Source organism: Oceanicaulis sp. UBA6590 (assembly GCF_002433705.1).
Classification (GTDB): Bacteria; Pseudomonadota; Alphaproteobacteria; order Caulobacterales; family Maricaulaceae; genus Oceanicaulis.
This window is the reverse complement of record NZ_DJIQ01000022.1, coordinates 143,426-168,564: the sequence shown is the minus strand read 5'-3', so window position 1 is coordinate 168,564 and position 25,139 is coordinate 143,426. Positions and strand designations below refer to the sequence as shown.

Here is a 25,139-nt window from a genome sequence, read left to right as displayed (position 1 = left end):
TGTTCGTGATGATCTAGGCGCGGCCTAGTGCGCCGGACTGTCGCGCAGCGCCAGCACATCCTGCGCCTTGCGATTGGCCAGCCAGGCCGTCGTGATTGACCCGCCAGTCTGCTGGGCCTCGATCCGGATCGCGGTGATGTCCGCCTGCAGGTTCACCGCCAGCTGCGCCGGGTCATGATCACCGGACACCTCTCCGGCCTGCTGCGCCTGACGGAAGCAGGTCTCGAACGCTGCGCGCATCTTCAGAAGATAGGCCTGCGCCCGGTCGCGCAATTCCGGTTCGTCCTCCGTCGCCTCGAGGGCGGTCTTGACCAGCATGCAGACCCGCACGGGCGTCTCGCTGGCCAGATGCTCCCTGCCGAAGGCGCGGACAAAGTCCGCCAACGCGTCAAGCACGGTGGGCGAGGCCTCGAGACGCGCATCCAATGCGGCCACCGTCTCGTCGAAATAGCGTTCCAGGCAGGTCAGGTAGAGGGCGTGCTTGCTCTTGAACGCCGCGTAGATGCTGCCCGGCTTCATATTCAGCGCCGCCTCGAGATCCTTCAACGAGGTGGCGTGATACCCCTTGCGCCAGAACAGGTCCTGAGCGGCCTTCAGCGCTTCATTTCGATCATATGGCGCGGCGCGTTGCATGACAGGCCCCCTTTCGCCCCAGTCTACTCCGGGAAAGCCCGCACAGCATAGCTCACATTTGAGTGATTGCTCAAATTTATTATTGAGTGATCACTCAAAGAGTCCTAGCTCTCGCTGGCCCCTCCGCCGGGGCCAGCGAAAGGATCACGCCATGACCGAGTTCACCCTTCACACCGCCGCCACCGCGCCAGAAGCCTCACAGCCCTTGCTTGAGAAGTCTCAGCAAGCCTTCGGCATGGTGCCGGGCCTTCACGCCGTGATGGCGGAATCCCCTGAACTGCTGGACGCCTATCAGCGCGTGCATGCGCTGTTTCAGAACACCAGCTTCAATGCCGAAGAGCTGACCGTGGTCTGGCAGACCATCAATGTGGAAAACAACTGCCATTACTGCGTGCCGGCCCACTCCTTCATCGCCAGGAGCATGAAGGTCGATGACGCCATCAACGAGGCCCTGCGCAATGAAACTCCGCTGCCGGACGCCCGTCTGGAGGCGCTGCGGACCTTCACCCTGAAGCTGATCCGTCAGCATGGCGTGATGTCGGATGAAGACATGCAGGCCTTCTTCGACGCCGGCTTCTCCCAGCGCAATGTGCTTGAGGTGATCCTGGGCTACAGCCAGAAGATCATGTCCAATTACACCAATCATGTGGCGCACACCCCGGTGGACGCCCCGTTTGAAGCCTTCGCCTGGTCGCGCAGGGACTGAGGTCCGGCTTCTCGCGCCAAAACGAAAACGGCCGGCTCGAGGATCGAGCCGGCCGTACTTCTGCGTCTCTGGCGGTCCGTCTAGCCGGCGCCGAGGTCGCGACGTGCGGAGATTGCCGTCACGGTGAAGCCCGCCACCACGTCGAGCAGGGCCATGACGATCAGCAGGAAGAAGGTCGAGGTCGCAAAGACCGGCACCAGCAGGAAGAGCAGGATGCCGATCAGCAGCGTCGCCATGGACAGGCCATGGTTCAGCAGCGACGAGGTTCCCGAACTGGCCGAACCGATCATCTCGATGAACAGCATCACAAGGCCCAGCGTCAGGATGAGGTCGGCCGCCGACACCGCCCAGTCGCCGCTGGGCAGGCCCAGGGTGAACAGCGCATTGGTGAGCATGGACGCGCCCTCGGCGCCGAAGAAGGCGTCGCTATAAGCCACCAGGGCGTAAATCGCCATCGGTATCAGAAGCTTCGGAAAAATCGTGAACATGTTGAGCCCCCCGCTCTGTTGAACTTGCGCTTCAGAGCTGGCGAGCCCCACAGCAACACCTGAACCCGTTGAATCGGCCATGGTCGGCCTCCTATCCCCGTCGCCCGTCCACCACCGGCGCCGGATTGGACCGGAGCCTCTAGATCTCGTCCCAGCCGCCGGGCTGACGCGCACGACTGTTGAGCCACATTATACCTAACATATCGCTCAACGAGGCGAAAAGACGGCCCAGATTGGTATATTTCGATTGTCCCGCCATGCGTGGCCTGTGGCCCACATCGCGGAACTCCACATGATAGCCTTCACGCTTCATGAGGGCGGGGAGGAAACGGTGCTGGTGATCAAAGAAGGGCAGGAGCAGATAGGCGTCCCGGCGGAAGGCCTTGAGCCCGCATCCGGTATCATCGGCGTCATCATTGAGAAGCGCCTTGCGCACGCCATTGCCGATGCGCGACGCCGTTTTCTTCCACTCGCTGTCCTGACGCCCGACCCGGCGTCCCGCCACCATGCCCGTGCCATCAGGCTCGCCGATCAGGGCGTCCACGAGCGTGGGGATGTCCGCCGGCGGGTTCTGACCGTCGCCATCCAGCATGCAGATGAAGGGCGCCCTGGCGGCCAGCACGCCCGTGCGAATGGCGCGCGATTGTCCCGCATTGCGGTGATGGGCGACAATGCGCAGCGTCGGAACGGTCTCCTTGGCGGCGATCAGTTCAGACAGCGTCCCGTCCGTGCTGGCGTCATTGATAATGACGATCTCGTGCGAGCGGTCCTTGAGAACGCCATAAATCTCTTCCACAAGGCGCGCGGCATTGCCCGCCTCATTGTGCATGGGGGCGATAATGCTCAGCTCAGGGCGGGAATCGGTCATGAAACGCTTCGTCTTGGACGGACTTGCTTGAAGAATATCTCGCCGCGTTTCATACCGATTATTGAGACAGACGCACGACCTTTTTCTGTTTTCCTGCGCCCGGGCCGTTCATGTTGTTGCAAGATCGCCTGATAAACACCGAACGGGCCCGCCTGTTCATTGCCCTGCTTGCGCTCGTTGCGAGCCTTGCGGGGGTGTTCACCCTGCCGGTTCTGGATCGGGACGAAGCGCGCTTCGCCCAGGCCAGCGCGCAGATGGCCCAGACCGGCGATATCATCGATATCCGCTTCCAGGATCAGCCCCGCCACAAGAAACCCATCGGCATTTACTGGATGCAGAGCCTGACCGTCGCCGTGACGACCGGACCCGCGGCGCGCGAGATCTGGACCTATCGCCTGCCTTCGGTGCTGGGGGCGATGCTGGCGGCGCTCAGCGCCTTCTGGGTCGGGCGGCGGCTGTACGACCATCGCACGGGCGTTTTCGCCGGCGCGCTCGTCTCGGTAAGCCTGCTGCTCGCCAGCGAGGGCGGTATCGCCAAGACCGACGCCATGCTGGCCGCCATGACCGGGCTGAGCGTGCTGGCGCTCGTTGAGGTCTGGCTGGCGGAAACGCCCGCCAAACGCCGCAAATGGGCGGTGCTGATGTGGGTGTTCGTGGCGCTGGCCGCCCTGATCAAAGGCCCCGTCACTCCGATCATGATGGGTTTGGCCGTGCTGGCGCTCTGCGCACTCGAGCGGCGCCTCGTCTGGCTGAAAGTCTTCTTCTACTGGCCGGGCCCCGTTCTGGCGGCGCTGATCATCCTGCCCTGGCTCATCGGCGTTCAGGTCGTTTCCGAAGGGCGTTTTCTGACCGAAGCGCTCGGCGGGGACATGGCGCCCAAGGTCACCTCGGGGCATGAGGGCCATGGCGCGCCGCCGGGCAGTCATCTCCTGTTGCTGCCGCTCCTCTTCCTGCCCGCCATCGTCAGCCTGCCCGCCGGGATCGCCAGCCTCGTCAAGGACTGGCGCGAGCAGACGCCGGACGCCCGGGCTGCGCGCCTGCTGGTCGCCTTCATCGCGCCCGCCTGGCTCTTGATCGAGTTTCTGCCCACCAAGCTGCCGCACTATTCCCTGCCGATCTATCCGGCGATCGCCGTGATCTCCGGGCTCGGATTTGTGCGGTGGGGACGGGTGGAGCGCCGCTGGCGTCTGCTGGGACTGGGCCTTCTGGCTTTGGGCGTCATTTTGGCTTCAGGCGTACTGATCGCCCTCGGCATCCGCTTTCACGGCGCGCTCTGGGCGGCCTATCTGGCGGCGGCCCTGATGCTGTTTTGCGGGCTGGCGGCGACCTTCGCCCTCTATATGCGGCGCTATGACCTGGCGCTGATCGCGCTCGTCGTCCTCGGGCTGAGCTGGCACGGGCTGGGCCGCGGCGTGGTCGCGCCCTCCGCCTCGATCCTCTTTCCCTCGGGCCCCGCGGCCCGGGAAGTGGCGGACCTGCGCACCCTTGTCCCCGACGCCCCGCTGATCTCCACTTACACCGAGCCCAGCTTCGTCTTCCTGACCCGGGGCGAGGTGGAATTGCGAGACGCCGACGCAATCGCTGCGCAACTGGCCAGCGGAGACCTCGATTTCTCCGCTCCGCGCCTTTACGTCTTTGATCTCAGCCGCTGGAGCGACTCCGCGGCCCAGACGCTTCGTCCACTTGTCCAGCGCGCCTGCGCGGTCCGGCTGGTGGACGGGTTCAATTATTCACGCGGCGACGACACGGTCCTGTTGATCGCCGCGACCGGCTGCAGCCCCGATGCTGCAACCGAGCCTTCAGGGAGTACGCCATGAGCCGCCCGATCGAGATTGTGGAAGTCGGTCCGCGCGACGGACTTCAGAACGACCCGGTCCTGCTGGACACCTCGGTCAAACTGGAATTCATCGAGCGGCTGATCGAGACCGGCGTGAAGCGCATGGAGGCGGCGAGCTTCGTCAATCCCAAGGCCGTGCCCAAGATGGCGGATTCCATCGAGGTGATGGCGCAGGTTCCGCGTGATCGCGGCGTGTCCTTCATCGGACTGGCGCTCAATGAGCGCGGCATGCGTCAGGCCATCGAATCCCGCTGTGACGAGATCAACTATGTGATGGTCGCCTCTGAAGGCTTCGGCAAACGCAACCAGAACGCCACGCCGCAGGACACCGCTGACCTTCTGGACCGCATCGCGGTGCTGGCCCATGACGCGGCCATCCCGTTGTCGGCCACCATCTCGGTGGCCTTTGGCGATCCTTTCGATGGCGAGGTGGACCCGGCCATTCTGGGCGAGCTGGCCGGACGCGCCGCCGCCGCGGGCGCGCAGGAAATCGCGCTCGGGGACACGATCGGCGTCGCGACGCCCTGGCAGGTGAAGAAGGCGGTCGACATTGTCCGGGACGCCGCGCCGAAGGCGCGTCTGCGCCTTCACTTTCACAACACCCGCAACACCGCCATCGCCAATGTCTTCGCCGCCGTCGAGGCGGGCGTTGATGTGATCGATGCCTCTGCCGGAGGGATTGGCGGCTGTCCCTTCGCCCCCAGAGCCACCGGCAATGTGGCGACCGAGGATGTGGTCTACATGCTCGAACGGGGCGGCTTCAGCACGGGCATTGATCTGGACAAGATGATCGAGACGGCGCACTGGCTCGAACAGGTCGCGCTCAAGCACCCCATCGAGTCCGCGCTCTCGAAGGCGGGGCCGTTTCCGCCCCGTTGAACCTCACATTCCCCGTCCAGTGGAACCGGACGCGAGATGCCTCGTTAGACAGTTTCTCTACTCGCAACTGACGAGGCCTGAGGCATGGACAGCAAGAGCAATTACTGGCGCTTCGCCGCGATGATCGGGACGTCGTCCCTGGTCATGTTCATCCTGATGTATTTCAATACCTTTGCGCTCGAGCATGTGCGCTGGAGCGAAACCCGCTTCTACATGACCTTCGTCATGGGCGCCGCCATGGCCGTGGTCATGCTGTCCTTCATGTTGGGCATGTACAGGAATGCGAGGATCAATCTCGGCATTTACGCCGGCAGCGCCGTTGTGTTCGTGCTGGCGTTGTTCCTGGTGCGCTCCCAGGTGACGGTGGGTGATCAGTCCTACATGAAGGCCATGATCCCGCACCACTCGATCGCCATCATGACAAGTGAACGCGCCGGCATCGAGGATGTGCGCGTGCGCGAACTGGCGGACGGGATCATTGAGGCCCAGCGCCGCGAGATCAAGGAAATGGAGTGGCTGATCCGCGACATTGCCGAGAACGGACCGGCGACCAGCCAGGCCGAGGCGGAGGCTCGCCCGATGCCTGAATTTGAAGGTCAGCTGAATCCGCAAGAGCCTGCCGGCTCGGATGTGCCCTAGACGATCGGTGATCTAGAGTTCGGACGCGGGCAGCTTGCCGGCGGTCCGGGCCTGGATCTGGAACAGCACCGAGCGCATCACTGCGCCCACCAGAAAGACCGGCCCGAGCACGAAACCCTGCAAGGGTCCGACCACTCCGCCATGCAGGGTGAAATAGCGCGCCAGACCGAGCGCCTTGAAGATCTCCACCTTGATCTGGCTGATCTTGGATGTGGAGCCCACATGGGCGATCTCGACGCGCGGCTCGAAAATCACTTCGCCGCCTGCATCACGGGCGCGCTTGCAGATGTCGATATCCTCGACATGCAGGAAATAGCCTTCGTCAAACCCCTCCAGCCGCTCAAACCCGCGCCGGGTCATCAGCATGGCCGCGCCCGAAACGGTCGGCATGGCGACCGGCCTGGATGGCAGCGGTTCATGCTCGCGGTGAAAGGCGCAGGACAGACCCAGGAAACCGGTCAGGGCCGACCCCAGCGTCAAGGCGCCGCGACGCGCGCCGCGCTGTTCCCGGCCGTCCGGCCCGATCAACCGGGCCCCTACTATGGCCGGCTCTGCTCGCCCCTGAACGGTCTTGAGAAGCCGGCTGGCGTCCCCGGGCTTGAGCACGGCATCAGGATTGAGAAAGAGCAGCGCATCCCCGCGTGCGGCCTGCGCGCCGATATTGCAGCCTTTGGAAAAGCCGAGATTTTCACCGGTATGCACCAGTCTCAGCTTGGCGTCGTGGCGGGCGCGTTGCTCAAGCTGCTCGACCATTTCGGGCGGATTGTCGTGATTGACGAGGACCAGTTCGTCAATGTCCGGGGCGGCGAGGACGGAATCCACGCATTCAAGCAGAACGTCACCCGTGCGGAAGGTCACGATGACGGCTGAAATTCCTGATCGGACTGGCTGATCCACGTCCGTTCCCCCGCTCACTCATCTTCCGGCGCATCATCCGCCGAAAGAATGTAGCCTTGTTTGTCGCGCGCCGGCCCCTCGCGTAGCGCCCAGACTTTCCACCACGCCGCACTGGGGCGGGGCGGAGGAGCCGGATCATACCCCCAGGTCCCGCCGGGCCGACACCGCAGAACGCGGCCCGCCGCCAGCCAGGAGCCGCGCCATAATCCCTGTTCGGTCACGCATCCCACTGCGTAATTCGAACAACTGGGCTGATGACGACATCGTACGCCAAAAGCGTAGAGCACCGGAGACAATCCGATCTGATAGGCGCGAAGCAGTACCAGTCCTACGCGAGTCGGCAAACGTGTAATTCCAGCTCGTTCGCACATTAGAGGCCCAGTTTCACACACGATCAATCCAAATCTGGCCGGGACCGGCTACGCCGCTCTCAGTCCTGCGACAACGCAGCTTCAAACGCCTGCTCGGCGGCGTCAAACGCCAGCATTATGGAGCCGTGCCGCTGACGATAGGATGCGGCGGGTTGAAGCGCCTTGAGGGCGGAAAAACGACCATTCGGCGCCGGGGCGCCCTCTTTCAGCATCAACCTAAGCGCCTCCCGCGTCACGCGAATTTCTTCAAGGTCAGCGCCGAGGGCCGCGCGGGCGAACACGCTGGCGCTGGCCTGGCCTAGGGCGCAGGCCTTCACCTCGAGCCCCAGATCGGCGATGCGGCCATCCGCGACCTTCAGATCCAGCGTCAGCTCGGACCCGCAGATGCGCGAAACCCTGCTGGCGCTGCCGTCAGGGTCCGGCAGGCGGCCGATATGGGGAATATCGGCCGCCAGCTCCAGAAGGTCATTGGTGTAGATCTCGCTCATGGCGATTATGTCCGCACCCCGGCGGGCGATTTCAAGACGTCAGTCCTTGAGCCGCCAGGTCGCCCCTTCCGGCCCGTCATCCACCTGGACGTTCTTGGCGTTCAGGATTTCGCGAATGGCGTCCGCCTTCTCGAAATCCTTGGCCTGACGCGCCGCCAGCCGTTCGGCCAGAAGCTGGTCGATCTCGGCCCGCAGCGCTTCATCAACCGTATCAAGACCGAACCAGGCGTCCGGATCCTGGTCAAACAGGCCCAGCAGGCGCCCCGCCGCCAGAAGCTCGCCCTTGGCCCGGGCCTGCGCATCCTCGCTTTCGGCCTTGTTGGCGCGCCCGGCGATCTCGAACAGGGCCGCCAGCGCCTTGGGCGTGTTCAGATCATCCAGCAGGGCGTCCATCACGGCTTCGGGCGCAGCGACATCGGCCGCCTTGACCCCTTTCAGGCGCCGCAGGACGCCATAGAGCCGGTCCATGGACCGCTGGGTGTTCTCCAGAAGCTTGGCGTTCCAGTCGAGCGGCGCGCGATAATGGCCGGTCATCAGGGCGTAGCGGATCACCTCGCCCTTCACCCCGTTCTGCAAGAGGTCATTGGGCTTGATCACATTGCCGAGCGATTTGGACATCTTCTCGGACGCCATCGACAGAAAGCCGTTGTGCAGCCAGTAGTTCGCCAGAGGCGCGCCCGCATGGGCGCAGACGGACTGGGCCACCTCGTTCTCATGGTGCGGAAAGACGAGATCGCCGCCGCCGGCGTGAATGTCGATGGTCTCGCCGAGTGTGGCCTCGATCATGGCCGAGCACTCCAGATGCCAGCCCGGACGGCCATCGCCGAAGGGCGCTTCCCACACCGGCTCACCGGGCTTGGACGGCTTCCACAGCACGAAATCCGCGGGGTCCTTCTTGTAGGGCGCCACTTCCACGCGCGCGCCCGCGATCATGTCGTCGAGCGAACGCCCGGACAACTTGCCGTACTTGTCGTAGCTGCCGACCGAGAACAGCACATGCCCTTCGGCGGCGTAGGCGAAACCGTCCGCGATCAGCTTTTCGATCATGGCGATCATCTGGGGCATGTGCGCGGTCGCCGCCGGCTCGAGCGTCGGCGGGGTGATGTTCAGCGCCGCGCTGTCCTCGCGATAGATCGCCGCGTACTTGTCCGTGATCACGGAAATATCAACGCCGGCGTCAGAGGCCGCCTTGTTGATCTTGTCATCCACGTCCGTGATGTTGCGCGCATAGACCACATGCTCCGCGCCATAGATGTGACGCAGCAGCCGGAACAGCACGTCAAACGCCACCGGCGGGCGGAAATTGCCAATATGGGCCTCGGAATAGACCGTCGGACCACACACATACATCGTCACCCGGTCGGCATCGATGGGGACGAAGTCGCGCTTCTTGCGCGCTGCGGTGTCGTAAAGCGTGAGGACGGTCATCTGAACTTTTCCAAAGTCTGAGCGCAGCGCAGGGATTTGCGTTGCACCAAGGCGCCGGTCTACAACGTCGTCCGCTTGGGAAAAAGACTTGTTACGGCATTGGACTTTTGAAATGCCGAAACTAACTAAGCGCTGGACGCGGTGAAACCCGCTTCCCGGAGGATAACATCTAGACCCGGCGCGCGCCGACGGCTTCCCCGTCCCGCCCTGCTGGATCCGGAAACCGGTACTTCGTCGTTCTGTCCTGCGCAGGACGGCGCCCGTCAACGAAAGGATCCGCCATTCATGGACGCCATGACTGACAAGAAAACCCTGGCCAACCTCCCTGAGGACGCCATCGTTCGCCCGACCCGTGAAGAAGCTGAAGAAGCAGTGCGCACCCTGCTGCGCTGGGCCGGCGACGACCCCCGCCGTGAAGGCCTTCTGGAGACGCCCAAGCGTGTCGTGAACGCCTATAACGACTGGTTCCGCGGCTATGACGAAGACCCGCACAAGATTCTCGGCAAACGTTTCGAGGATGTGCAGGGTTATGACGACATGGTCATGCTGACCAATATCGATGTGGAGTCTCACTGTGAGCACCACATGGCGCCCATCCTGGGCACGGCCTGCGTCGCCTATCTGCCGGACCGCGCCGTTGTCGGCATCTCCAAGATCGCCAAGGTGGTCGAGGCCTTCTCCAAGCGCCTGCAGACCCAGGAGACCATGACCGCCCAGATCGCCGACGCGATCGAGGACGCGATGAGCCCGCTGGGCGTCGCCATCTTCGTGGACGCCAAGCACCAGTGCATGACCACGCGCGGCGTGCACCACCCGAACGTCTCCACGATCACCACCATGTTCCGCGGCGAGTTCAAGGCGAACGCCGAACTGCGCCAGCGCTTCATGAATCTGTGTGAGCAGTCCAAGCGCTAGGCGCAGGCTGATCCGCAATCAGGCGAAAGCCCGGGAGATCCTCTCCCGGGCTTTTCTTTTACAGACGCCCGCCCAGGGCATTGGCGCGCTCCAGCGCCGCCTGCATGCTTGCTTCAAAGCGATCATCGGCGAACTCCTGATACTCCACCCCCACATGCTCGAACCGGTCCGCGCCCAGATAGCCCGATACCGCCTTTACATGGCCTGTCAGATGGCCCTGCCCGTCCCGGACGCCGCCCGGCTCAAAGCCGAACTCGCCACAGGCCGTCGCAAGGACCAGTGTCTTGCCGGACAGGACGGGCTGGAGCGGGAAGTCGCCCCGCGCCAAATCGAAGGTGAAGGTCTCGTCCTTGCGCACCACGCTATCCACCCAGGCCTTCAGACCCGCCGGCATGCCGTAATTGTACATGGGCGCGGTGATCAGGATGATCTCCGCCTGACGCAATTCGGCGATGGCCTGATCACTCTGCGCCAGAAGCTGTGACTGCGCCGCGCTTCTTTGCGCCTTCGGCGTAAAGGCCGCCGCCACCCAGTCTGAGGTGATGAGAGGCGGCGGGTTCAGGCCCACATCGCGTTCGGTCACTGTCATTGCAGGATGGGTTTCGCCCAGCGCCTGCAGGAAGGCGTCTCCGATCTTGCGGCTGAGCGAGCCTGGCTTGCGCACGCTCGCATCCACTCTCAGGACATGCATGTTTCTCACCTCTCAGATTGTCAGGTTTCAAAAGAGGCGTCTGAATTTCCTCATATTGGCGTCATGCGCTATAGAGATGACTTCACTCCGTAATGAGATTTTCTCATGTCAGCCCATATCTCCCACCGGGCCATGCGAGCCCTTGAAGCAGCGATCCGTCACGGAAGCCTGGCGGGCGCCGCCGGGGAATTGCGGGTGACGCCCACCGCGCTCTCGCATGCGATCAAGACGCTGGAGGGTCAGCTGGGTCTGACCTTGCTGATCCGGTCCCCGCGCGGGGTGAGCGCCACGGCGGAGGGCCAGCACCTGGCCGAGCGCCTGTCCGGCGCCTTTGCCGAGATTGACCTGGCCGTGGCCGAGCTGAAAACCCGGTCCGGCCGCCTCACCCTGGCGGTGACGCCGGCTTTCGCCAGCCTGTGGCTCGCGCCCCGGCTGGCCCGGCTCGCCGCCGACCTGCCCGACCTCAACGTGCAGATCGAACCCTCCTACGCGCCTGTGGACCTCAAGCGCGCCCCGCAGATCGATCTCGCGATCCGCTATGGACCTGCGCAGGAGGGCGATGAGGTTCTGGTCGAGGATGAGTTCGGCGCTTTCGCGACGCCCGCCTTGCGCGACAAGGCGCTGGCGGGGCGCAGCGTGGACCTGCTCAGCCCGAGCTGGCGCATGCCCATCGGCGCGGCGCCCACATGGGCGGACCTGTCGCAACAGACGGGCGCATCGCTCAAGATCGCGCAGGACCGCGTCTTCGAGGATGAGCAATACGCCGTCCAGTGTGCGCTGGCGGGGCAGGGCGTGCTGCTGGGCAGCCCCTATCTGCTGAGCCTTCTGGTCGAGCGGAACCTGCTGGTTCCGGTCGGCCCGGCAGCCCGGCTCAAGGGGCCCGCCTACAGGATTGCGGGGCGTGAAGAGGCCCTTCAGTCGAGCAAGGTGCGCAAGTTCCTCAGCTGGCTCCGCCCCCAGTTCCAGCCCTGATCACGAAAAAGGCCCGGCTGAACCAGCCGGGCCTTTGCGTTTGCAGTCTGCGTCGCCTAGTGCGCCGTGCGGAACGCCGTGCACTCAAAGCAGGTGGCGTAGATGCCGTTGGGATCGTTCATCATGTTGATGGTTTCGATCTCGGCCTGGGCGCCGCGGGCCATATCGCCCAGCAGCCCCGAACCCAGCAGGCCCTCGCCGAAGACCGCAACGCCGGCGCTCTGACCGAACATCTGCAGGAACTGATGGAACGGATCCACCTCGTCACGGAATTCGATGACGCGATAATCGCCCTCTTCCAGGCCCGCACGGGCGGCCGCGGCGGCAATCGCCTCGTCATACCCGCCAAGCTGGTCGACCAGGCCGCGATCGAACGCCTGCTGGCCAGTCCAGATGCGGCCCTGCGCCACAGCATCCACCTCGTCGCGGGTCATGTTGCGCGATTCCGCCACGATGGACAGGAAGCGCTCATAACCGGCCTCGATGGAGGATTGCAGGATCGTGTCCCATTCCTCGGTCACGCCGCCGAACTGGGAGGGCTGACGCGCCGTCTCGGTCAGGGCGATGCCGTCCTCGTAGACGCCGATCTCGGCCAGGCTGTCCTCAAAGGTCGGAATGAAGCCGAAAATGCCGATCGAGCCGGTGATGGTGGTCGGCTCGGCCCAGATCTCATGCGCCGGAGTGGCGATCCAGTAGCCGCCAGACGCCGCCACGCCGCCCATGGAGGCGATGACGATCTTGCCCTCGAGGCGCGCCATTTCCAGCTCCTCGCGGATCAGTTCGGACGCGAAGGCCGAACCGCCGCCGGAGTCGATGCGCAGCACGATGGCCCGCACATCGTCGTCCAGACGCGCGCGACGGATCAGCTCGGCATGCTGATCGCCGCCGATCACGCCGCCATCGCCATTGCCGTCCACAATGCCGCCGACAGCCTTGATCACGACGATCTTGTCGCTCGGGATCAGGTTGAACTCACGATTGGCCTCGACATAGTCGAAGAAGTCGCTGGCGACGAAGCCCAGGGAATCCTCGCTCTCATCGCGGCCGAACCGCTCTTCGAGCAGGTCACGGTAATGACCGCGGCCGATCACTTCATCCACCAGGCCTTCGTTCAGGGACACCGCCGCCGTATCGCCGCCCTGGGCGACCAGCAGCTCGGGGAACTGGTCGGCATAGGTCTGGAGCGCGCCGTCAGACAGGCCGCGCGCCGCTTCCACGCTATCCTGATAGGCGTTCCACAGATCGCCGAACACATAACGGTTGGCTTCTGCGGCCGGCTCGGACATCTCGTCGCCCAGATAGGGCTCCAGCGCCGACTTGAAGGTGCCCACGCGGTAGACGTTCACGGTGACGTTCAGGCGCTCGAGCAGGGAGCGGAAGAAGGTGCGATAGACCGCATAGCCGTTCACATTGGCGCCGCCCATATCGTGCAGATAGATCTGGCTGGCGTGAGACGCCAGGAAATAGCCGGTCATGGAATAGTTATCGCCATAGACGATGATTTCCTTGCCCGCATCGCGGAAGGCGTCCATCTCGTGCGCGATCTGGTGCAGGGCGGCCGGATACCCGCCGCCAAAACGCTCCAGATTCATCACGATGGTGGTGACGTCGTCATCCTCGGTGGCGCGACGGAAGCCCTCGACCACATCGCTCAGAAGCACTTCGGACCCCGGACCGCCGCCCAGCAGGGACGCCGTGAAGGCGTCATTGGGAGAGATGGTGGTGGGTTCCTCCACGACCGGACCTTCGGGCGCGAAGATCAGGACGCCGCTGTCCGCCAGCTCGAACTCGTCGTTCGACAACAGGCCGCCAATGAAGACGATCAGCAGGAAAAGGATCACGAAGATCCCGAAAATGCGCAGAATTCCGTGCTGGAATGCGCCGATATAGCGCCAGATGCGCGCCACGATGTTTTCGTCAGACGACATGGGAACCCCTTATTTCACCCCCGAATTGACCTTCAAATTGGCCCAGCTGCACAGCCCTGTCTAGGCGCGACCGCCTTAAAAGACCGCAACGGTGAATGCGATCAGCCCAGACGCTCGACTTCGGCCACAGGTCCGCCGAGGGCCGGCGTGACCCGCCAGCGACTGTCGAGCCCGGCCTCGAAGGCGGTGTCCTTGATGGTGGAGACCGAAACGAAGTCCGCCACCGCCTCATCCGGCGTCAGGGTCAGCAGCACGAACCCCTTCGCGTATACGCTGTGATGCAGGATGTGCGGATTGGCCTTCAGCGTCATCTGGCCGAAATCGACGCTCGGCGCGTTGACGAACTCATAGTCGGACGGGCTGGTCACGGAGGTCACGCCGAACTCGACGCCGACCCGTTCACCGCCTTCGGTTTTCAAATCCACGGTCCAGAAATTATGACTGTCACCGGTCAGCACGATGAAATCGGCGTTCGCCTCGCGCGCCGCGCTGAACAGGCGTTCGCGCTCGGCCGGAAAGCCATCCCAGGTGTCCAGCGTCATCGGCACGCCGAACTGGGTCTGCCGGGCGAAATCCCAGATCTGCCCGCCCGCCAGACGCATGCCCCAGCGCAGCCAGAGCGGCGGCTCCTTGGTGTAATCGGGCGCGGTGGCCGAGCCCATCAGCACCTGGTTGGCGAAAATCCGCCAGGGCTTGCCGGCTGCGACCGACTGCTCGAGCGTGCGGATGACGAAGTCGAACTGCTCGGCGCCCAGCAAGGTCCGGTCCTCGCCGCCCACCCGCGCCTGCAGCCAGTTGCGCACGGTCTCCTGCACGAGAGGATCCTCGGGATCGGAATCGAGCGGCACCGGGAAATCATCCAGCGTCATCTCGTCAGAGCGCGCCAGCAAACGGCTTTCCAGGAAGATGAGCGTCGCCAGATCCCCGATCTCGAGCGCGCCATAGCGCGCCCGGCGATCCTGCGGCTCACGCACCGGCAGCCAGCCGTAATAGGCGCGCAGCGCGGCGTCCACACGGTCAGACCAGGCGCCCTCGCCCTCCTCCGGGTCGTGGTTCTCGGCGCCAGTGAGATGGGCGTTGTTGGCGGTCTCGTGATCATCCCAGATGGTCAGCCAGGGGGCCGCCGCCTTGAGCGCCTTCAGGTCCGGGTCCGCGCCATACTGGGCGTAGCGGGTGACATAGTCCTCATAGGTGACGATCTCGTGGGCCGGTTCGACCACCCGCCCCAGGCGCTCGTCATCCTCCATGGCGTAACCGCCGCGGCCATATTCGTAGAGGTAATCGCCCAGATGCACGACAAGATCGATATCGCCGCGATCCGCCGCGGCCCGGTAGGCGTTGAAGAAGCCCGCCGGATAATTCGAGCAGGAGAAAGCCGCGATGGTGAAACGGTCCACGCCGGCTTCAGGCAGGGTGCGCGTGCGCCCCGTCTCGCTTGTCGCATCGCCGAAGTGGAAGCGATACCAGTAGTCCCGCCCCGGCTGCAGCCCGTCTGCGAGCAGCTTGAACGGGGTCATGCCGTTCACGGTCGCCGCGGCCGGCGCCGCCTCGGCCTCGAGAAGGATCGAACTGAAGGCGTCATCCTCGGCGACCTCCACCCGCACCGGCGCGTCCAGCGCCTCGGCGGTGATGGCGGTCCACAGCATGATAGAGCTCTGGTCCGGATCCCCGCTGGCCACGCCATGCTTGAAGGGACCGTCAGCGGGCGGGCGCGGCGCGAAGCTCGGCTCTTCGCGGCTGCAGGCCGTGGCGGCCAGGCCGAGCCCTGCGGCGCCCGCCAGCGCGGCGCGACGCGTCAGCTTGAATTGCTGTGACATGTCATCCCCCTGTGATCGGCTCGATCGAGCGAGCTCGGGCAAAGTAGAAACCAAACAAGAAGGCCGGCGCAAGGCCCCTCTCCCCGCGCCGGCCACAGCCCCGTCCCCCCGGACGAGTCTTGATGCGTCAGCCTAGAAGCTGGCGCCGATGCGGAAGCCGTAAGTGCGCGGCGCGCCGGCGATGAAGGTCGGCAGACCAAAGCCCGCGCCGGTGTTGCCGGCGTCGATCAGGTATTCCTGATCAGCGATGTTGTTGCCGTAGATCTCCGCAAAATAACGCTCGGACGGATCGTCATAGCGCACCCGGGCCCGCAGCAGGCCGTAGGAGTCCTGACGCACCCCGACAAAGCGGTCATTGTCGTTGTCGGTGAAGACATGGGACTGCCAGGAGAAGCTCGGCAGGATGGTCACCGTGCCCCAGGGCCGGGTCAGGACTTCCCAGCGCGCGCCCAGCGAGAAGGAGTGCTCGGGCGCATACCGGAACCGGTTGCCGCCCAGCTCCTGAGCCACGCCGTTCGAGGTCTTGTCGAACTTGGCGAGGTTGTAGGAATAGGTCGCCATCAGGTCGAGCGTGTCGGTGATGCGGAAATCGCCCTGCAGCTCGAGGCCCCGCTGGGTCGCGGAACCGGAGTTCTGCGGCACGAAGGTGCTGGTGAGCGGGTCGAACACCGAGGTGCGGAAGTTGTCGTACTTGGACTCGTAGATGGAGGCGGTCAGCGTGCCGCGATCCAGCGTGAAGAAGGCGCCCACTTCCAGGGAGTCCACGATCTCGGCCGGAGAGGTGCTGAACAGGGTCGGCGAATTGGAGTCGATCGAGATCAGATCCGGGCTGCGACCGCGGGCATAGCTGACCCAGGCGTTCATGCGATCGCTCACCTCGTAGGCGGCGTTCACGCGATAGGTCCAGTCATCAAAGTCCGCGCTGGAGCTGATTTCGGCGCCGTTCGGCGAGCTGGTCAGGATCAGCGCCTGGCCAAAGGTGACGCGGTTCGGCCCCATGCTGGTGCCGCCATAACCGGACGCATTCTTGCTTTCGTCGGTATAGCGAAGACCGGCCGTCACGGTCAGGCGGTCAGTGACGTCAAAGGAGGCGTCGGCGAAGAAATCGAGCGCCTCGGTCGAACCAGCGTTCGCGGATTCCTCGGTGTAGTTGGGGCGCAGCGGCACCAGGCCCATGCCCTGGGACAGGGCGGCGATGGAATACGGGAACGGGTTGGCGAGATCGGTCAGCGCCGAAGCCGGAACACCGAGCAGGCCGGCGAGCGTGTTCACATTGCCGAACTGGCCCAGACGCACGAACAGGGCCTGGGTGACGGCCTCGTTGTAGATCGCCGGGATGCGCTGGGTGTTGGCTTCGTAGAAATAGGTGACGCCGCCAAACGCGGTGAAGCGGCCGCCATTGTCAAAGCTCAGGCGCATTTCGTGGCTGGTCTGGCGACCGGTCGCGTCTTCGCCGAAGTTCAGGGCCTCGAAGCCGATGCCGAGCGGGTCGAAGATCTCGACCGAGTCGTATTCGCGATAGCCGGTCACGGTGGACAGGTTCCAAGACGGGTTGATGTCCCAGCTGGTCAGGGCGGTGATGCCCCAGACTGTCCGGTCCAGACCCAGGCCCTGATTGCTCTCAAACCCGTCGATCACGCGCAGATCGGCTGCGGAATACGGATTGGTGCTGCCGCCTTGCGGGGCGATGACGCCCGATTTGAACGAGCTGCCCGGACCGCTGTCCTGCTGCCAGTTGCCGATCAGGTCGAAGCTGAAAGAGCTGGTCGGCTCGCCGGAGAACACCACCCGGCCCGCCAGAACGTCCCGACCCTGCAGGTCGTCGCCATCGCCCAGATTGGGGATGTAACCGTCGCGCACGCGGTTCACTGCGGCGACGCGCAGGCCGTAAGTGTCGGCGATGGCGTAGTTCACATGGCCGCCCACTTCATAGGCGTCGTAATTGCCGAGACCCGCGAAGACGCTGGCGGAGTTCTCGAACGCCGCCTTGTTCTGGATGATGTTGATGCCGCCGATCAGCGCGCCGCGACCGAACAGGGTCGGCTGCGGGCCCTTGGCGACTTCCAGCCGCTCGATGTCGAACAGTTCCACATAGGAGCCGCGCGAGCGGGAGATGGACAGGCCGTCCTGGAACATGGCCACGCGCGCTTCGGCGGTCGAAACGCCGCTGTCGGTGGTGATGCCGCGCAGGGAGTAGCCGGTATTGTTCGGGCTCTGCTCCTGGATGACGAGGCCCGGCGTGAACAGGGCCATGTCTTCCATGTTGCGGATGTCGAGACGCTCGATCAGCTCCTCGTTGAACGCCGACACGTTGATCGGAACGTCAGCGAGGGATTGCTCGCGGAACTGGGTGGTCACGGTGATCACGTCGGCGACCTGCTCATTGACCTCGGTTTGCGCGAAGGCGGTCGAGGCCGGTGCGAGGGCGAGAAGAGCGGCGCACGCAGACAGGCGAGCTTTGAACGTCATTGTAAGGACCCCTGAACTTGTTACATAGCGCACACGAGATGTGCGCAGACCGGCTGCTGGTAGGGGTCAAGTGTGACGCTTCGCTAACGACTCGAACAAAGAATGGTTACGGTTCGGCGTAATGCAGATGACGTTACCCAAATGCCACTGGATATGCATATACGAATAGGTCAATTCATTTGAAAATGAACGCCAAGACTTCACGAGAACAGATTGCAACTTCCGCTGACGCCGGTGAGCGGCTTGATCGCTGGATGGCCGCGATCTGGAAGGATCTGTCACGCTCACGCTGCAAGGCGCTGGTCGAGCAAGGCTGCCTGTTCGTCGATGGAGAGGCGCTTACGGATCCCTCCGCCAAGGTGCGCGAAGGCGTCTATCGCCTTGATGTGCCGGCTCCGGTGGAAGCCACGCCCAAGCCCGAGGACATCCCGCTCGAGGTCCTGTTCGAGGATGACCATCTGATCGTCATCAACAAGCCCGCCGGCATGGCGGTGCATCCGGCCGCGGGCAACTGGACGGGCACGCTGGTCCACGCCCTGCTGTTTCACTGCGCGGGGTCCCTGTCGGGAATCGGCGGGGTGGAGCGCCCCGGCATTGTCCATCGCCTCGACAAGGACACCTCCGGCGTCATGGTCGCCGCCAAGACCGACAAGGCGCATCAGGGCCTGTCCGCACAATTCGCCGCCCACACGGTCGAGCGCGCCTATCTGGCGTTCACCCGTTCCGCCCCCCAACCCCGAACAGGCCGGATCGAGACGCGACTGGCGCGATCAAGCCATGATCGCAAGAAGATGGCGGTGATCGATGCGCCCGGCTCTCAAGCCGGCAAGCACGCCATCACCAATTACGAGACGCTGGCGACCTTTGGTCAGGAGCCCGGCAAGTCTGTGGGCCACCCCATGTGCGCGCTGGTCCGCTGCCGGCTGGAGACCGGACGCACCCACCAGATCCGGGTGCACATGGCCCATATCGGCTGCCCGCTGCTGGGCGACCCGGTCTATGGCCGGGGCCGCTCCACGCCGCTCGCAAAGCTGGACAGCGGCAAGGACTTCAAGGATTTCCGCCGCCAGGCGCTGCATGCCGCCGTGCTGGGCTTTGACCACCCGGTGACCGGCGAACAGGTGCGGTTCGAGACCGAGCTGCCCAAGGACATGCAAAGACTGCAAGGGTTTCTGGAGCGGCTCTAGAGCGCCATATTCCGTGCACGGAGAGCTGCCTTCGACCAGCGCCGCGCCCACAGGATGAACAGCCCGGCCGTTGCGAACATCATCAAGCCATAGATGGCGGCGGGCATGGCGTAGTCGATATCGCCCAGCAGCGAGCTCGCCACCACGATCGCCAGCGTGGCGTTCTGCAGGCCGCATTCCAGCGTCAGGGCCACGCGCTGGCGCATCTTGAAGGCCATCCAGCTCGACACCGCGAACGCCACCGCCATGGCGGCGACATTCAGCGCCAGCGACACCGCACCCGCCTGGGTGAGACGCCGCAGGGTCTCGCCAATCCCTTCATTGAGCACGGTGGCGATGACCACCGCGGTGAAGACCAGCCCGGACATGAAACGCGAATGACGCTCCAGCGCCACAGCCGGTTTCGGCGCCAGCTTGCGCAGGATCATGCCCAGTCCGACCGGTATGACGGTCAGTGCGAAGATCACCACGCCCGTTGAGACCATCCCCACCTGCGGCGCGTCCGGTCCCATGAACAGGGCGAGCGCGACCATCAGCACCACCGGCACGGTCACCACCGAGGCGAGCGAGGTGATCGCGGTCAGGGAGACCGACAGCGCGACATCGCCGCGCGCCATGTGCGTGAGCAGGTTCGATGTCGTGCCGCCCGGACAGGCCGCCAGCAAAACCACGCCGACCTTGACGATGGGCGGGATGGGCAGGAAGGCCACGAGTGCGATCGCGATCAGCGGCAGGGATATGAATTGCAACGCCGTGCCGACGAGAAAGGCCCTGGGCTGCAAGGCGATGCGTTTGAAGTCCGCCGGCGTCAGCCCCACCCCGAGAGTGAACATGATGAACGCTAGGGCGAGCGGGAGCAGAACTTGCGCAAACAGAGTATCCATGCGCCAACCCTAAAGCGCTTAAGAGAGCGCATAAAGTGACAATCGGATTAGGGGCTTGAGCACCCTTTCAGGCTAGACGCCCAACGCCAGCACCCAATCGTCATAGATGCGTCCGCCCACATCGAACTGTCGCGTGCCGATCTTGTCGAAGCCCATGCGCTCATAGAAGGCGAGCGCCCGTTCATTCCCCTGATACACCCCCAGCAGAAGTCGCGACGCCCCCTCTGCGCGGGCATGGTTGACCGCCTCGGCGATGAAGCGGCGCCCCAGGCCCGAGCGGTGCAGGCTCGCCAGTACATAGATGCGCTTGATCTCGAGATCGTCAGGCCGTGTCTCGACCGGAAGGTCCGGCGGGGTCAGGTGCAGATAGCCCACGGGCGCCGCGCCCGGCGCCATCTCGGCCAGCCAGAGCGCATGACTGCGCGTTTCAAGCGCCTGTCCGTAGACCTCCGGCGTGTGACGCTCGGCGCAATGACGGATGATCGCGCCGCCGTCGACGACGCCCGCATAGCTTTCCAGAAAGGTCGTCGCCCCCACAAGGGCGAGGGCGTCCTGATCGCCCGATCGGGCCTGTCTCACGGTAATGCTCATGAGGTCAGTTTTCGCGGGCTTTCGCGCGAGAGCAATACATTGTTTCCGCTGAGAGCCTTAATCTGGGCGCCGTTTTCTGGTTTATTGCAGGATGTGTCAGATCGGGTTTCAGCTTCACTGGCTTGTGACCCCTACCAATCTGCAAATCGGCTACCTAAATGAACGCGGCGCTGGTCATTCCGTCGGCGCCAAGGGCTCACTGGGGAGTGACAACCATGGCAAACATGAAAACGGCGCTGACCATGTCGCCCGAAGCCGGTCTGTCGCGATATCTCGCGGAGATCCGGAAATTCCCCATGCTGGAGAAGGATCAGGAGTTCATGCTGGCCAAGCGCTGGCAGGAACACGAGGATTCTGACGCCGCCCACCAGCTTGTCACCTCGCACCTGCGTCTCGTGGCCAAGATCGCCATGGGCTATCGCGGCTATGGCCTGCCGATCGCCGAGGTGATCAGCGAGGGCAATGTGGGCCTGATGCAGGCGGTGAAGAAATTCGATCCGGACAAGGGCTTCCGCCTGGCGACCTACGCCATGTGGTGGATCCGCGCCTCGATCCAGGAATACATCCTGCGCTCCTGGTCGCTGGTGAAAATGGGCACCACCGCCGCGCAGAAGAAGCTGTTCTTCAACCTCCGCCGGATGAAGAGCCAGATGCGCGCGCTGGACGAGGGCGATCTGCGCCCCGATCAGGTCGAGGAAATCGCCACCAAGCTCGGCGTCACCGATGACGACGTCATCTCCATGAACCGTCGCCTGTCCGGCCCCGATGCGTCCCTTAACGCGCCGATGCGCGCGGATGGCGAGGCGGAATGGCAGGACTGGCTGGCCGATGATGATGCGGATGACGCCGAGGACGAGCTCGCGGAATCCGATGAATTCTCCATGCGCATGACCCTCCTGCAGGAGGCCATGGGCGCGCTGAACGAGCGTGAGCAGAACATCATCCAGGAACGCCGCCTCACCGAGGAGCCGAAAACGCTCGAGGATCTCGCCCAGGTCTATGGCGTCAGCCGCGAACGCATCCGCCAGATCGAGGTGCGCGCGTTTGAAAAGCTGCAGAACGAGATGAAGCGGCTGGCCGAGGAACGCGGCCTGATGCCGGCCTAAGCCGCCGGCTCAGCCTTCCGCCCCGTGATCGCCTGCAGCGCCCGCGCGCGAACCACGCCCAGGGTCAGGCAGAGCTGCGCGCCGTAATAGGTGGCCCAGACGATGACGCCGCCCCAGTCGAGCCCGTTCTCGAACACGAGCACGCCGCGGAACCAGCGCATGGCCAGCACCGAATCCGACACCACGAACAACAGGGCCCCGATCACGATGAGATTGGGGCCTTTGATCATCCCTGCGGCCATGGCCATCACCAGGATGATGCCCAGATAGATGCTGGCCGGCGCAATCAGCGCGCCCATGCCGCCATTGAGCCACAGCCACATCGCCACGCCATAGACGAACAGGCCGCCCGCCAGCACTAGGCCCTCGCGCTTGATCCCGCCCTTCAGGACCATCAGCGCGAAAATGGCGATGTAGGTGAGATGTGCGGCGCCAAAGAAGCCGATCCCGGCTTCCAGTTGAGGGGGCCGCATGGCGAGGGCGTAATCCCCACCCGCCGACAAGAGCAGCGCCACAGCCAGCACAGGCGCGCGTTTGAGCAGCGCATAGACGCCCAGCAGGATGATCCCCAGCGCCTTGGTCAGCGCCAGCCCCGGCATGGAGGCCGTCGTCAGGTCCAGGCCCAGATAGATCACCGAGGCCGCGACCGACACCCACAAATAGATCGGGGCCGCCCAGTCGGGAAAGAGCGGTTCGGTGCGGGCATAACGGTCAGCGACTGGGTCGGTCATTTCAGATCTCGTCACAAAGGAGCGCCAATGAGGTCAAAGGCGTGCCGCGTTCCTGCGCAAGCGTCAAGGCATACGGCAGTTTTACAGGCTCAAGGGTTTGTTTCCCCGTCCGAATGTGTTTGTTTTCCTATCCCCGCCCGGAGCCTGATGCATGATCCTGTCCGCCTTTGCTGCTCTTACCCTCGCCGCTGCGCCGGCGGAAGGCCTCGAACCCCCTTTCCAGGAGCTCTTGGCGGCGGCTGCGGCGGAGGATGACGAGGCGGTCTTCACCAACGCCATCCATCTGCTGTCCCTGACGCAATCGGCGGAACGGATCGCAGTTGGCGCCGCGCGCCTGTCTGATCATCACGCGATCATAGCCCGCAGAACGCTGGGCCTGCCGGTCGCGCCCGTGACGCCTGTTCCGCCCCCCGCCATGATCGCGGTGGACGCCGAGCTGCAAGAGGCGGCGGTCGAGAACGAGCTGACCTCCAGGGTCGACCCGTTCTGGATCGCCGCCCCGACCTCCGCCGTCCTGCTGCTGACCCAGGCTGAATCCGAGCTGTGGACCGGCAAGGTCCGGCTGGGCGTGCGCGCTGACAGCGGAGACACCGATCGGCTGGACTATACGCTGGGCCTGGATGCGGAGCGCGAACTGGTCGGCTGGGGCTTTGAATCCAGCATCATCTATTCCTATTCCGAAGTAGACGACAATGTGGGACGGGACGAGCTGATCCTGAAAGCGCGCGGCGAGCGCGAGGCCGGTGACCGCTGGACCCTGTTCACCAATACAGAATGGGAGCGCGACCAGGTCTCGGGCTTTGACTGGACGGGTTTCATGGGCGTCGGCGCCGGCTATCGCGCCCTGCAGCGCGACAAGGCGGAATGGACGATCCGCGCCGCACCCGGCCTGAGATACATACAGGAAGCGGACAACGGTTCCTATTATGAGGGCGCATTCGACCTGCTGTCCGATGTCGAGCTTCAGCTCAGCGACAGCATGCGGCTGGAATCCGAAACCCGGTTCCTGGCTTCCAACAATGCGCGCGCCGACCAGCTCTTCAAGCTGAACACCGATCTTGGGGATCTGTGGTCGCTGGAGCTGCGCTACCGGTATCGCTACGAATTTGACCCCGAGCCGGGCTTCGAGGCCGGTGACAGTCGCACCGACCTCGCCCTCGTCCGGGAGTTCTGATCACGCCTGCGGCTATTTCTTGATCGGCTCGGGCTTGCCAGGCTTGCCCGGCCCGCGCGGACGCAGGCCGCCATTTCCGATCCGTCCCGCGGCGAAGTCCGCCACCAGCGGAACCCAGCGATCCGACCGCGCCGCGATATAGATGAAGGGTCCGTCCGGATTGGAGCGGAAATTGGAATCGGTCGCCACCACGCGCCACTCGCCATTGCGTTCGATCATGAAGGGGGATCCGGAATCCCCGCGCGTGGTGTCGCAATTGTGCGCCATGGTGTTGTCGTCGAAGACCTCGACCATGCGGCAATCAAGATTGCCCGACAGATGCTCGCCGGTGTCCCAGGAATATCCCGCCTGACGGATGGGCGCACGCAGGGCCGCGCGCGGGCCCTCGACATCCACCAGCGCCTCGAAACCCACATGACCCAGCTCCGCGCCCAGCGGCTGGTCAATGCGCAGCATGGCCCAGTCCGTGCCGTCGCGGTCATCGCCGGCATTGAAGACCTCTTCATCCCATTCGGAATCCATGAGGTAGTCGATTACCCGGGCCGAGCGACCGCCGCCCGGCAGGTTCTCGCCGGTATGGAACACGCCGGCTGCATTGATGCGCCCGTTCTCGGAAACGCAATGGGCCGCCGTGATCAGCACATCCTCGTCAATGAGAGTGGCGGTGCAGGTCCCGCCAGCGTCAAAGACGATGTAGCCCACAACGCTCCACGGGAAGACGCCCGTATCCATCAGCACCCGGTCATCATGACCGAAATAATGATCCTGAATGGTCATCGGGCGCTCGCGACCGATGCAGTCGGCGCGGTCGGTCCGCGCCTCGCAGGCGCCATTGCCCACGCCCGGCTCCTCGCAAACGCCGTTGAAAGCCGTCTCGCACTGGTCATTGCGGAAACGCAGCTCGATCAGCGCGCCGCAATCGGTGCGGTCCGTGGCCTGGGTGCAGGCGCCCGTGCCGAAGCCGGGCTCATCACATTCGCCGTCATTGGCCCACTGGCAGGAATCATCCTCGACGCCCGCCATCAACCGCCAGCAATCGGAATGATCCGTGCCAGCCACGCAGGCGCCGGTGCCCAGACCCGGCTCGTCACACTCATTGTCATTGGCGTATTGGCAGCTGTCATCGCCGGCAATGGCGCTGGCTCCGGTCGCGGGACGCGCCCCGGGCTTGGTCACCTGGTGCAGGATGTCCTGATAGTCCCGGCTGGTGAACGTCTCGCCCTGCGGCCAGCTCAATTGCTGGGCGACGGCGCCGCCCGCCAGCATCACAAGTCCGGCGGCTGCAGCCAAAACAGATTTAAGCATAGGATCCCCAATCACTTTTGGCGCACGCCCCCTTGCGCCGGTCAAGCTCAGTATCGTTCATCTGGTTGAATAGAACATGAAAGCCTAGCCCAGCATGCGTTCAGGCGCGATGCGTCATTGTCGTCCCCATCAGGC

General features: G+C 64.2%; 24 protein-coding genes. 9 read left to right on the top strand and 15 right to left on the bottom strand.

The genetic code is table 11. The features are described from left to right. Window positions 1-24: 24 nt before the first annotated feature. Window positions 25-633, bottom strand: a complete 609-nt coding sequence (locus B2Z70_RS04530; RefSeq protein WP_292981541.1) for a TetR/AcrR family transcriptional regulator — start codon at window positions 631-633, stop codon at window positions 25-27. 151 nt (window positions 634-784) lie between these two features. Between B2Z70_RS04530 and B2Z70_RS04525 the strand changes: the two genes are divergently transcribed. After that, window positions 785-1,339 carry a carboxymuconolactone decarboxylase family protein gene (locus tag B2Z70_RS04525; protein WP_292981538.1) on the top strand — a complete coding sequence of 185 codons (555 nt, stop codon included), beginning with the start codon at window positions 785-787 and terminating at the stop codon, window positions 1,337-1,339. An 80-nt stretch (window positions 1,340-1,419) separates the two neighbouring features. Here the strand turns inward: B2Z70_RS04525 and B2Z70_RS04520 are convergent, their stop codons facing one another. Both B2Z70_RS04520 and B2Z70_RS04515 read right to left on the bottom strand, forming a co-directional pair. Next, the gene (locus B2Z70_RS04520) at window positions 1,420-1,908 is read right to left on the bottom strand and encodes a hypothetical protein (protein ID WP_083783271.1); all 489 of its coding nucleotides are present in this window, start codon (window positions 1,906-1,908) and stop codon (window positions 1,420-1,422) included. A gap of 58 nt (window positions 1,909-1,966) precedes the next feature. Continuing rightward, window positions 1,967-2,695, bottom strand: a complete 729-nt coding sequence (locus B2Z70_RS04515; protein WP_292981535.1) for a glycosyltransferase family 2 protein — start codon at window positions 2,693-2,695, stop codon at window positions 1,967-1,969. 110 nt (window positions 2,696-2,805) lie between these two features. On the opposite strand from B2Z70_RS04515, the gene B2Z70_RS04510 reads away from it, so the two are divergent. The 3 genes from B2Z70_RS04510 (at window position 2,806) to B2Z70_RS04500 (ending at window position 6,050) form a co-directional block, all read left to right on the top strand. Next, on the top strand, window positions 2,806-4,512 hold the full coding sequence (locus tag B2Z70_RS04510) for an ArnT family glycosyltransferase (protein WP_292981532.1): 1,707 nt from the start codon (window positions 2,806-2,808) through the stop codon (window positions 4,510-4,512). Beyond that, window positions 4,509-5,411 (top strand): hydroxymethylglutaryl-CoA lyase, encoded by a 903-nt coding sequence (locus B2Z70_RS04505; RefSeq protein ID WP_292981529.1) that lies wholly within the window; start codon window positions 4,509-4,511, stop codon window positions 5,409-5,411. The genes B2Z70_RS04510 and B2Z70_RS04505 overlap by 4 nt, the downstream gene beginning before the upstream one ends. Before the next feature lie 84 nt (window positions 5,412-5,495). After that, on the top strand, window positions 5,496-6,050 hold the full coding sequence (locus tag B2Z70_RS04500) for a DUF305 domain-containing protein (protein ID WP_009802829.1): 555 nt from the start codon (window positions 5,496-5,498) through the stop codon (window positions 6,048-6,050). Between the two features lie 12 nt (window positions 6,051-6,062). Here the strand turns inward: B2Z70_RS04500 and B2Z70_RS04495 are convergent, their stop codons facing one another. From B2Z70_RS04495 to cysS, 4 genes are read right to left on the bottom strand one after another with little or no spacing between them, the layout of a single operon-like run. Further along, a complete protein-coding gene (locus B2Z70_RS04495; RefSeq protein ID WP_162010994.1) occupies window positions 6,063-6,947 on the bottom strand; it encodes a glycosyltransferase family 2 protein in 885 nt (294 codons plus the stop codon). 14 nt (window positions 6,948-6,961) lie between these two features. Then, a complete protein-coding gene (gene yidD / locus B2Z70_RS04490) occupies window positions 6,962-7,318 on the bottom strand; it encodes a membrane protein insertion efficiency factor YidD (protein WP_292981524.1) in 357 nt (118 codons plus the stop codon). 59 nt (window positions 7,319-7,377) lie between these two features. Beyond that, a complete protein-coding gene (locus tag B2Z70_RS04485) occupies window positions 7,378-7,806 on the bottom strand; it encodes an iron-sulfur cluster assembly scaffold protein (RefSeq protein ID WP_292981521.1) in 429 nt (142 codons plus the stop codon). A 39-nt stretch (window positions 7,807-7,845) separates the two neighbouring features. Further along, window positions 7,846-9,234 carry a cysteine--tRNA ligase gene (cysS, locus tag B2Z70_RS04480; RefSeq protein WP_292981518.1) on the bottom strand — a complete coding sequence of 463 codons (1,389 nt, stop codon included), beginning with the start codon at window positions 9,232-9,234 and terminating at the stop codon, window positions 7,846-7,848. A 285-nt stretch (window positions 9,235-9,519) separates the two neighbouring features. Between cysS and folE the strand changes: the two genes are divergently transcribed. Continuing rightward, entirely contained in the window at window positions 9,520-10,149 is a 630-nt protein-coding gene (folE, locus tag B2Z70_RS04475; RefSeq protein WP_292981515.1) for a GTP cyclohydrolase I FolE, read from the top strand. 58 nt (window positions 10,150-10,207) lie between these two features. On the opposite strand, the gene B2Z70_RS04470 is transcribed toward folE, so the two are convergent. Continuing rightward, entirely contained in the window at window positions 10,208-10,840 is a 633-nt protein-coding gene (locus B2Z70_RS04470) for an FMN-dependent NADH-azoreductase (RefSeq protein ID WP_292981512.1), read from the bottom strand. A gap of 105 nt (window positions 10,841-10,945) precedes the next feature. On the opposite strand from B2Z70_RS04470, the gene B2Z70_RS04465 reads away from it, so the two are divergent. Then, a complete protein-coding gene (locus tag B2Z70_RS04465) occupies window positions 10,946-11,812 on the top strand; it encodes a LysR family transcriptional regulator (RefSeq protein WP_292981510.1) in 867 nt (288 codons plus the stop codon). A 56-nt stretch (window positions 11,813-11,868) separates the two neighbouring features. On the opposite strand, the gene sppA is transcribed toward B2Z70_RS04465, so the two are convergent. The 3 genes from sppA to B2Z70_RS04450 form a co-directional block, all read right to left on the bottom strand. Continuing rightward, window positions 11,869-13,740 (bottom strand): signal peptide peptidase SppA, encoded by a 1,872-nt coding sequence (sppA, locus tag B2Z70_RS04460; protein WP_009802821.1) that lies wholly within the window; start codon window positions 13,738-13,740, stop codon window positions 11,869-11,871. A 101-nt stretch (window positions 13,741-13,841) separates the two neighbouring features. Next, entirely contained in the window at window positions 13,842-15,557 is a 1,716-nt protein-coding gene (locus B2Z70_RS04455; protein WP_292981505.1) for an alkaline phosphatase D family protein, read from the bottom strand. Between the two features lie 132 nt (window positions 15,558-15,689). Next, complete coding sequence (locus B2Z70_RS04450; protein ID WP_292981502.1) at window positions 15,690-18,026, bottom strand: TonB-dependent receptor; 2,337 nt, start codon at window positions 18,024-18,026, stop codon at window positions 15,690-15,692. Window positions 18,027-18,211: 185 nt separating this feature from the next. On the opposite strand from B2Z70_RS04450, the gene B2Z70_RS04445 reads away from it, so the two are divergent. Then, a complete protein-coding gene (locus B2Z70_RS04445; RefSeq protein WP_292981499.1) occupies window positions 18,212-19,213 on the top strand; it encodes an RluA family pseudouridine synthase in 1,002 nt (333 codons plus the stop codon). Here B2Z70_RS04445 and B2Z70_RS04440 read toward each other — a convergent pair. Both B2Z70_RS04440 and B2Z70_RS04435 read right to left on the bottom strand, forming a co-directional pair. Continuing rightward, the gene (locus B2Z70_RS04440; RefSeq protein ID WP_009802817.1) at window positions 19,210-20,097 is read right to left on the bottom strand and encodes a bile acid:sodium symporter family protein; all 888 of its coding nucleotides are present in this window, start codon (window positions 20,095-20,097) and stop codon (window positions 19,210-19,212) included. The two genes, B2Z70_RS04445 and B2Z70_RS04440, sit on opposite strands and share 4 nt — an antisense overlap. A gap of 72 nt (window positions 20,098-20,169) precedes the next feature. Then, on the bottom strand, window positions 20,170-20,688 hold the full coding sequence (locus B2Z70_RS04435) for a GNAT family N-acetyltransferase (RefSeq protein WP_292981496.1): 519 nt from the start codon (window positions 20,686-20,688) through the stop codon (window positions 20,170-20,172). Window positions 20,689-20,903: 215 nt separating this feature from the next. Here B2Z70_RS04435 and rpoH point away from each other — a divergent pair, with 215 nt between their 5' ends. Beyond that, on the top strand, window positions 20,904-21,794 hold the full coding sequence (gene rpoH, locus B2Z70_RS04430) for an RNA polymerase sigma factor RpoH (RefSeq protein ID WP_009802815.1): 891 nt from the start codon (window positions 20,904-20,906) through the stop codon (window positions 21,792-21,794). Here the strand turns inward: rpoH and B2Z70_RS04425 are convergent. Then, window positions 21,791-22,525 (bottom strand): lysoplasmalogenase, encoded by a 735-nt coding sequence (locus B2Z70_RS04425; protein ID WP_009802814.1) that lies wholly within the window; start codon window positions 22,523-22,525, stop codon window positions 21,791-21,793. The genes rpoH and B2Z70_RS04425 overlap by 4 nt on opposite strands. A gap of 151 nt (window positions 22,526-22,676) precedes the next feature. Here B2Z70_RS04425 and B2Z70_RS04420 point away from each other — a divergent pair, with 151 nt between their 5' ends. Beyond that, window positions 22,677-23,699 (top strand): DUF481 domain-containing protein, encoded by a 1,023-nt coding sequence (locus B2Z70_RS04420; protein WP_292981490.1) that lies wholly within the window; start codon window positions 22,677-22,679, stop codon window positions 23,697-23,699. Window positions 23,700-23,711: 12 nt separating this feature from the next. Here the strand turns inward: B2Z70_RS04420 and B2Z70_RS04415 are convergent, their stop codons facing one another. Then, complete coding sequence (locus B2Z70_RS04415; RefSeq protein ID WP_040612675.1) at window positions 23,712-25,004, bottom strand: trypsin-like serine peptidase; 1,293 nt, start codon at window positions 25,002-25,004, stop codon at window positions 23,712-23,714. Window positions 25,005-25,139: the final 135 nt, after the last annotated feature.

Bases quoted from the DNA above. Each gene is read 5' to 3' on its own strand.
- B2Z70_RS04505 (WP_292981529.1), top strand. From the start codon at position 4,509: ATGAGCCGCCCGATCGAGATTGTGGAAGTCGGTCCGCGCGACGGACTT.
- B2Z70_RS04450 (WP_292981502.1), bottom strand. From the start codon at position 18,026: ATGACGTTCAAAGCTCGCCTGTCTGCGTGCGCCGCTCTTCTCGCCCTC.
- yidD (WP_292981524.1), bottom strand. From the start codon at position 7,318: ATGTGCGAACGAGCTGGAATTACACGTTTGCCGACTCGCGTAGGACTG.
- B2Z70_RS04445 (WP_292981499.1), top strand. From the start codon at position 18,212: ATGAACGCCAAGACTTCACGAGAACAGATTGCAACTTCCGCTGACGCC.
- B2Z70_RS04520 (WP_083783271.1), bottom strand. From the start codon at position 1,908: ATGGCCGATTCAACGGGTTCAGGTGTTGCTGTGGGGCTCGCCAGCTCT.
- B2Z70_RS04485 (WP_292981521.1), bottom strand. From the start codon at position 7,806: ATGAGCGAGATCTACACCAATGACCTTCTGGAGCTGGCGGCCGATATT.
- B2Z70_RS04530 (WP_292981541.1), bottom strand. From the start codon at position 633: ATGCAACGCGCCGCGCCATATGATCGAAATGAAGCGCTGAAGGCCGCT.
- folE (WP_292981515.1), top strand. From the start codon at position 9,520: ATGGACGCCATGACTGACAAGAAAACCCTGGCCAACCTCCCTGAGGAC.
- B2Z70_RS04465 (WP_292981510.1), top strand. From the start codon at position 10,946: ATGTCAGCCCATATCTCCCACCGGGCCATGCGAGCCCTTGAAGCAGCG.
- B2Z70_RS04425 (WP_009802814.1), bottom strand. From the start codon at position 22,525: ATGACCGACCCAGTCGCTGACCGTTATGCCCGCACCGAACCGCTCTTT.
- B2Z70_RS04420 (WP_292981490.1), top strand. From the start codon at position 22,677: ATGATCCTGTCCGCCTTTGCTGCTCTTACCCTCGCCGCTGCGCCGGCG.
- B2Z70_RS04510 (WP_292981532.1), top strand. From the start codon at position 2,806: ATGTTGTTGCAAGATCGCCTGATAAACACCGAACGGGCCCGCCTGTTC.
- B2Z70_RS04415 (WP_040612675.1), bottom strand. From the start codon at position 25,004: ATGCTTAAATCTGTTTTGGCTGCAGCCGCCGGACTTGTGATGCTGGCG.
- B2Z70_RS04435 (WP_292981496.1), bottom strand. From the start codon at position 20,688: ATGAGCATTACCGTGAGACAGGCCCGATCGGGCGATCAGGACGCCCTC.
- rpoH (WP_009802815.1), top strand. From the start codon at position 20,904: ATGGCAAACATGAAAACGGCGCTGACCATGTCGCCCGAAGCCGGTCTG.
- B2Z70_RS04500 (WP_009802829.1), top strand. From the start codon at position 5,496: ATGGACAGCAAGAGCAATTACTGGCGCTTCGCCGCGATGATCGGGACG.
- sppA (WP_009802821.1), bottom strand. From the start codon at position 13,740: ATGTCGTCTGACGAAAACATCGTGGCGCGCATCTGGCGCTATATCGGC.
- B2Z70_RS04440 (WP_009802817.1), bottom strand. From the start codon at position 20,097: ATGGATACTCTGTTTGCGCAAGTTCTGCTCCCGCTCGCCCTAGCGTTC.
- B2Z70_RS04470 (WP_292981512.1), bottom strand. From the start codon at position 10,840: ATGCATGTCCTGAGAGTGGATGCGAGCGTGCGCAAGCCAGGCTCGCTC.
- B2Z70_RS04515 (WP_292981535.1), bottom strand. From the start codon at position 2,695: ATGACCGATTCCCGCCCTGAGCTGAGCATTATCGCCCCCATGCACAAT.
- B2Z70_RS04525 (WP_292981538.1), top strand. From the start codon at position 785: ATGACCGAGTTCACCCTTCACACCGCCGCCACCGCGCCAGAAGCCTCA.
- B2Z70_RS04455 (WP_292981505.1), bottom strand. From the start codon at position 15,557: ATGTCACAGCAATTCAAGCTGACGCGTCGCGCCGCGCTGGCGGGCGCC.
- cysS (WP_292981518.1), bottom strand. From the start codon at position 9,234: ATGACCGTCCTCACGCTTTACGACACCGCAGCGCGCAAGAAGCGCGAC.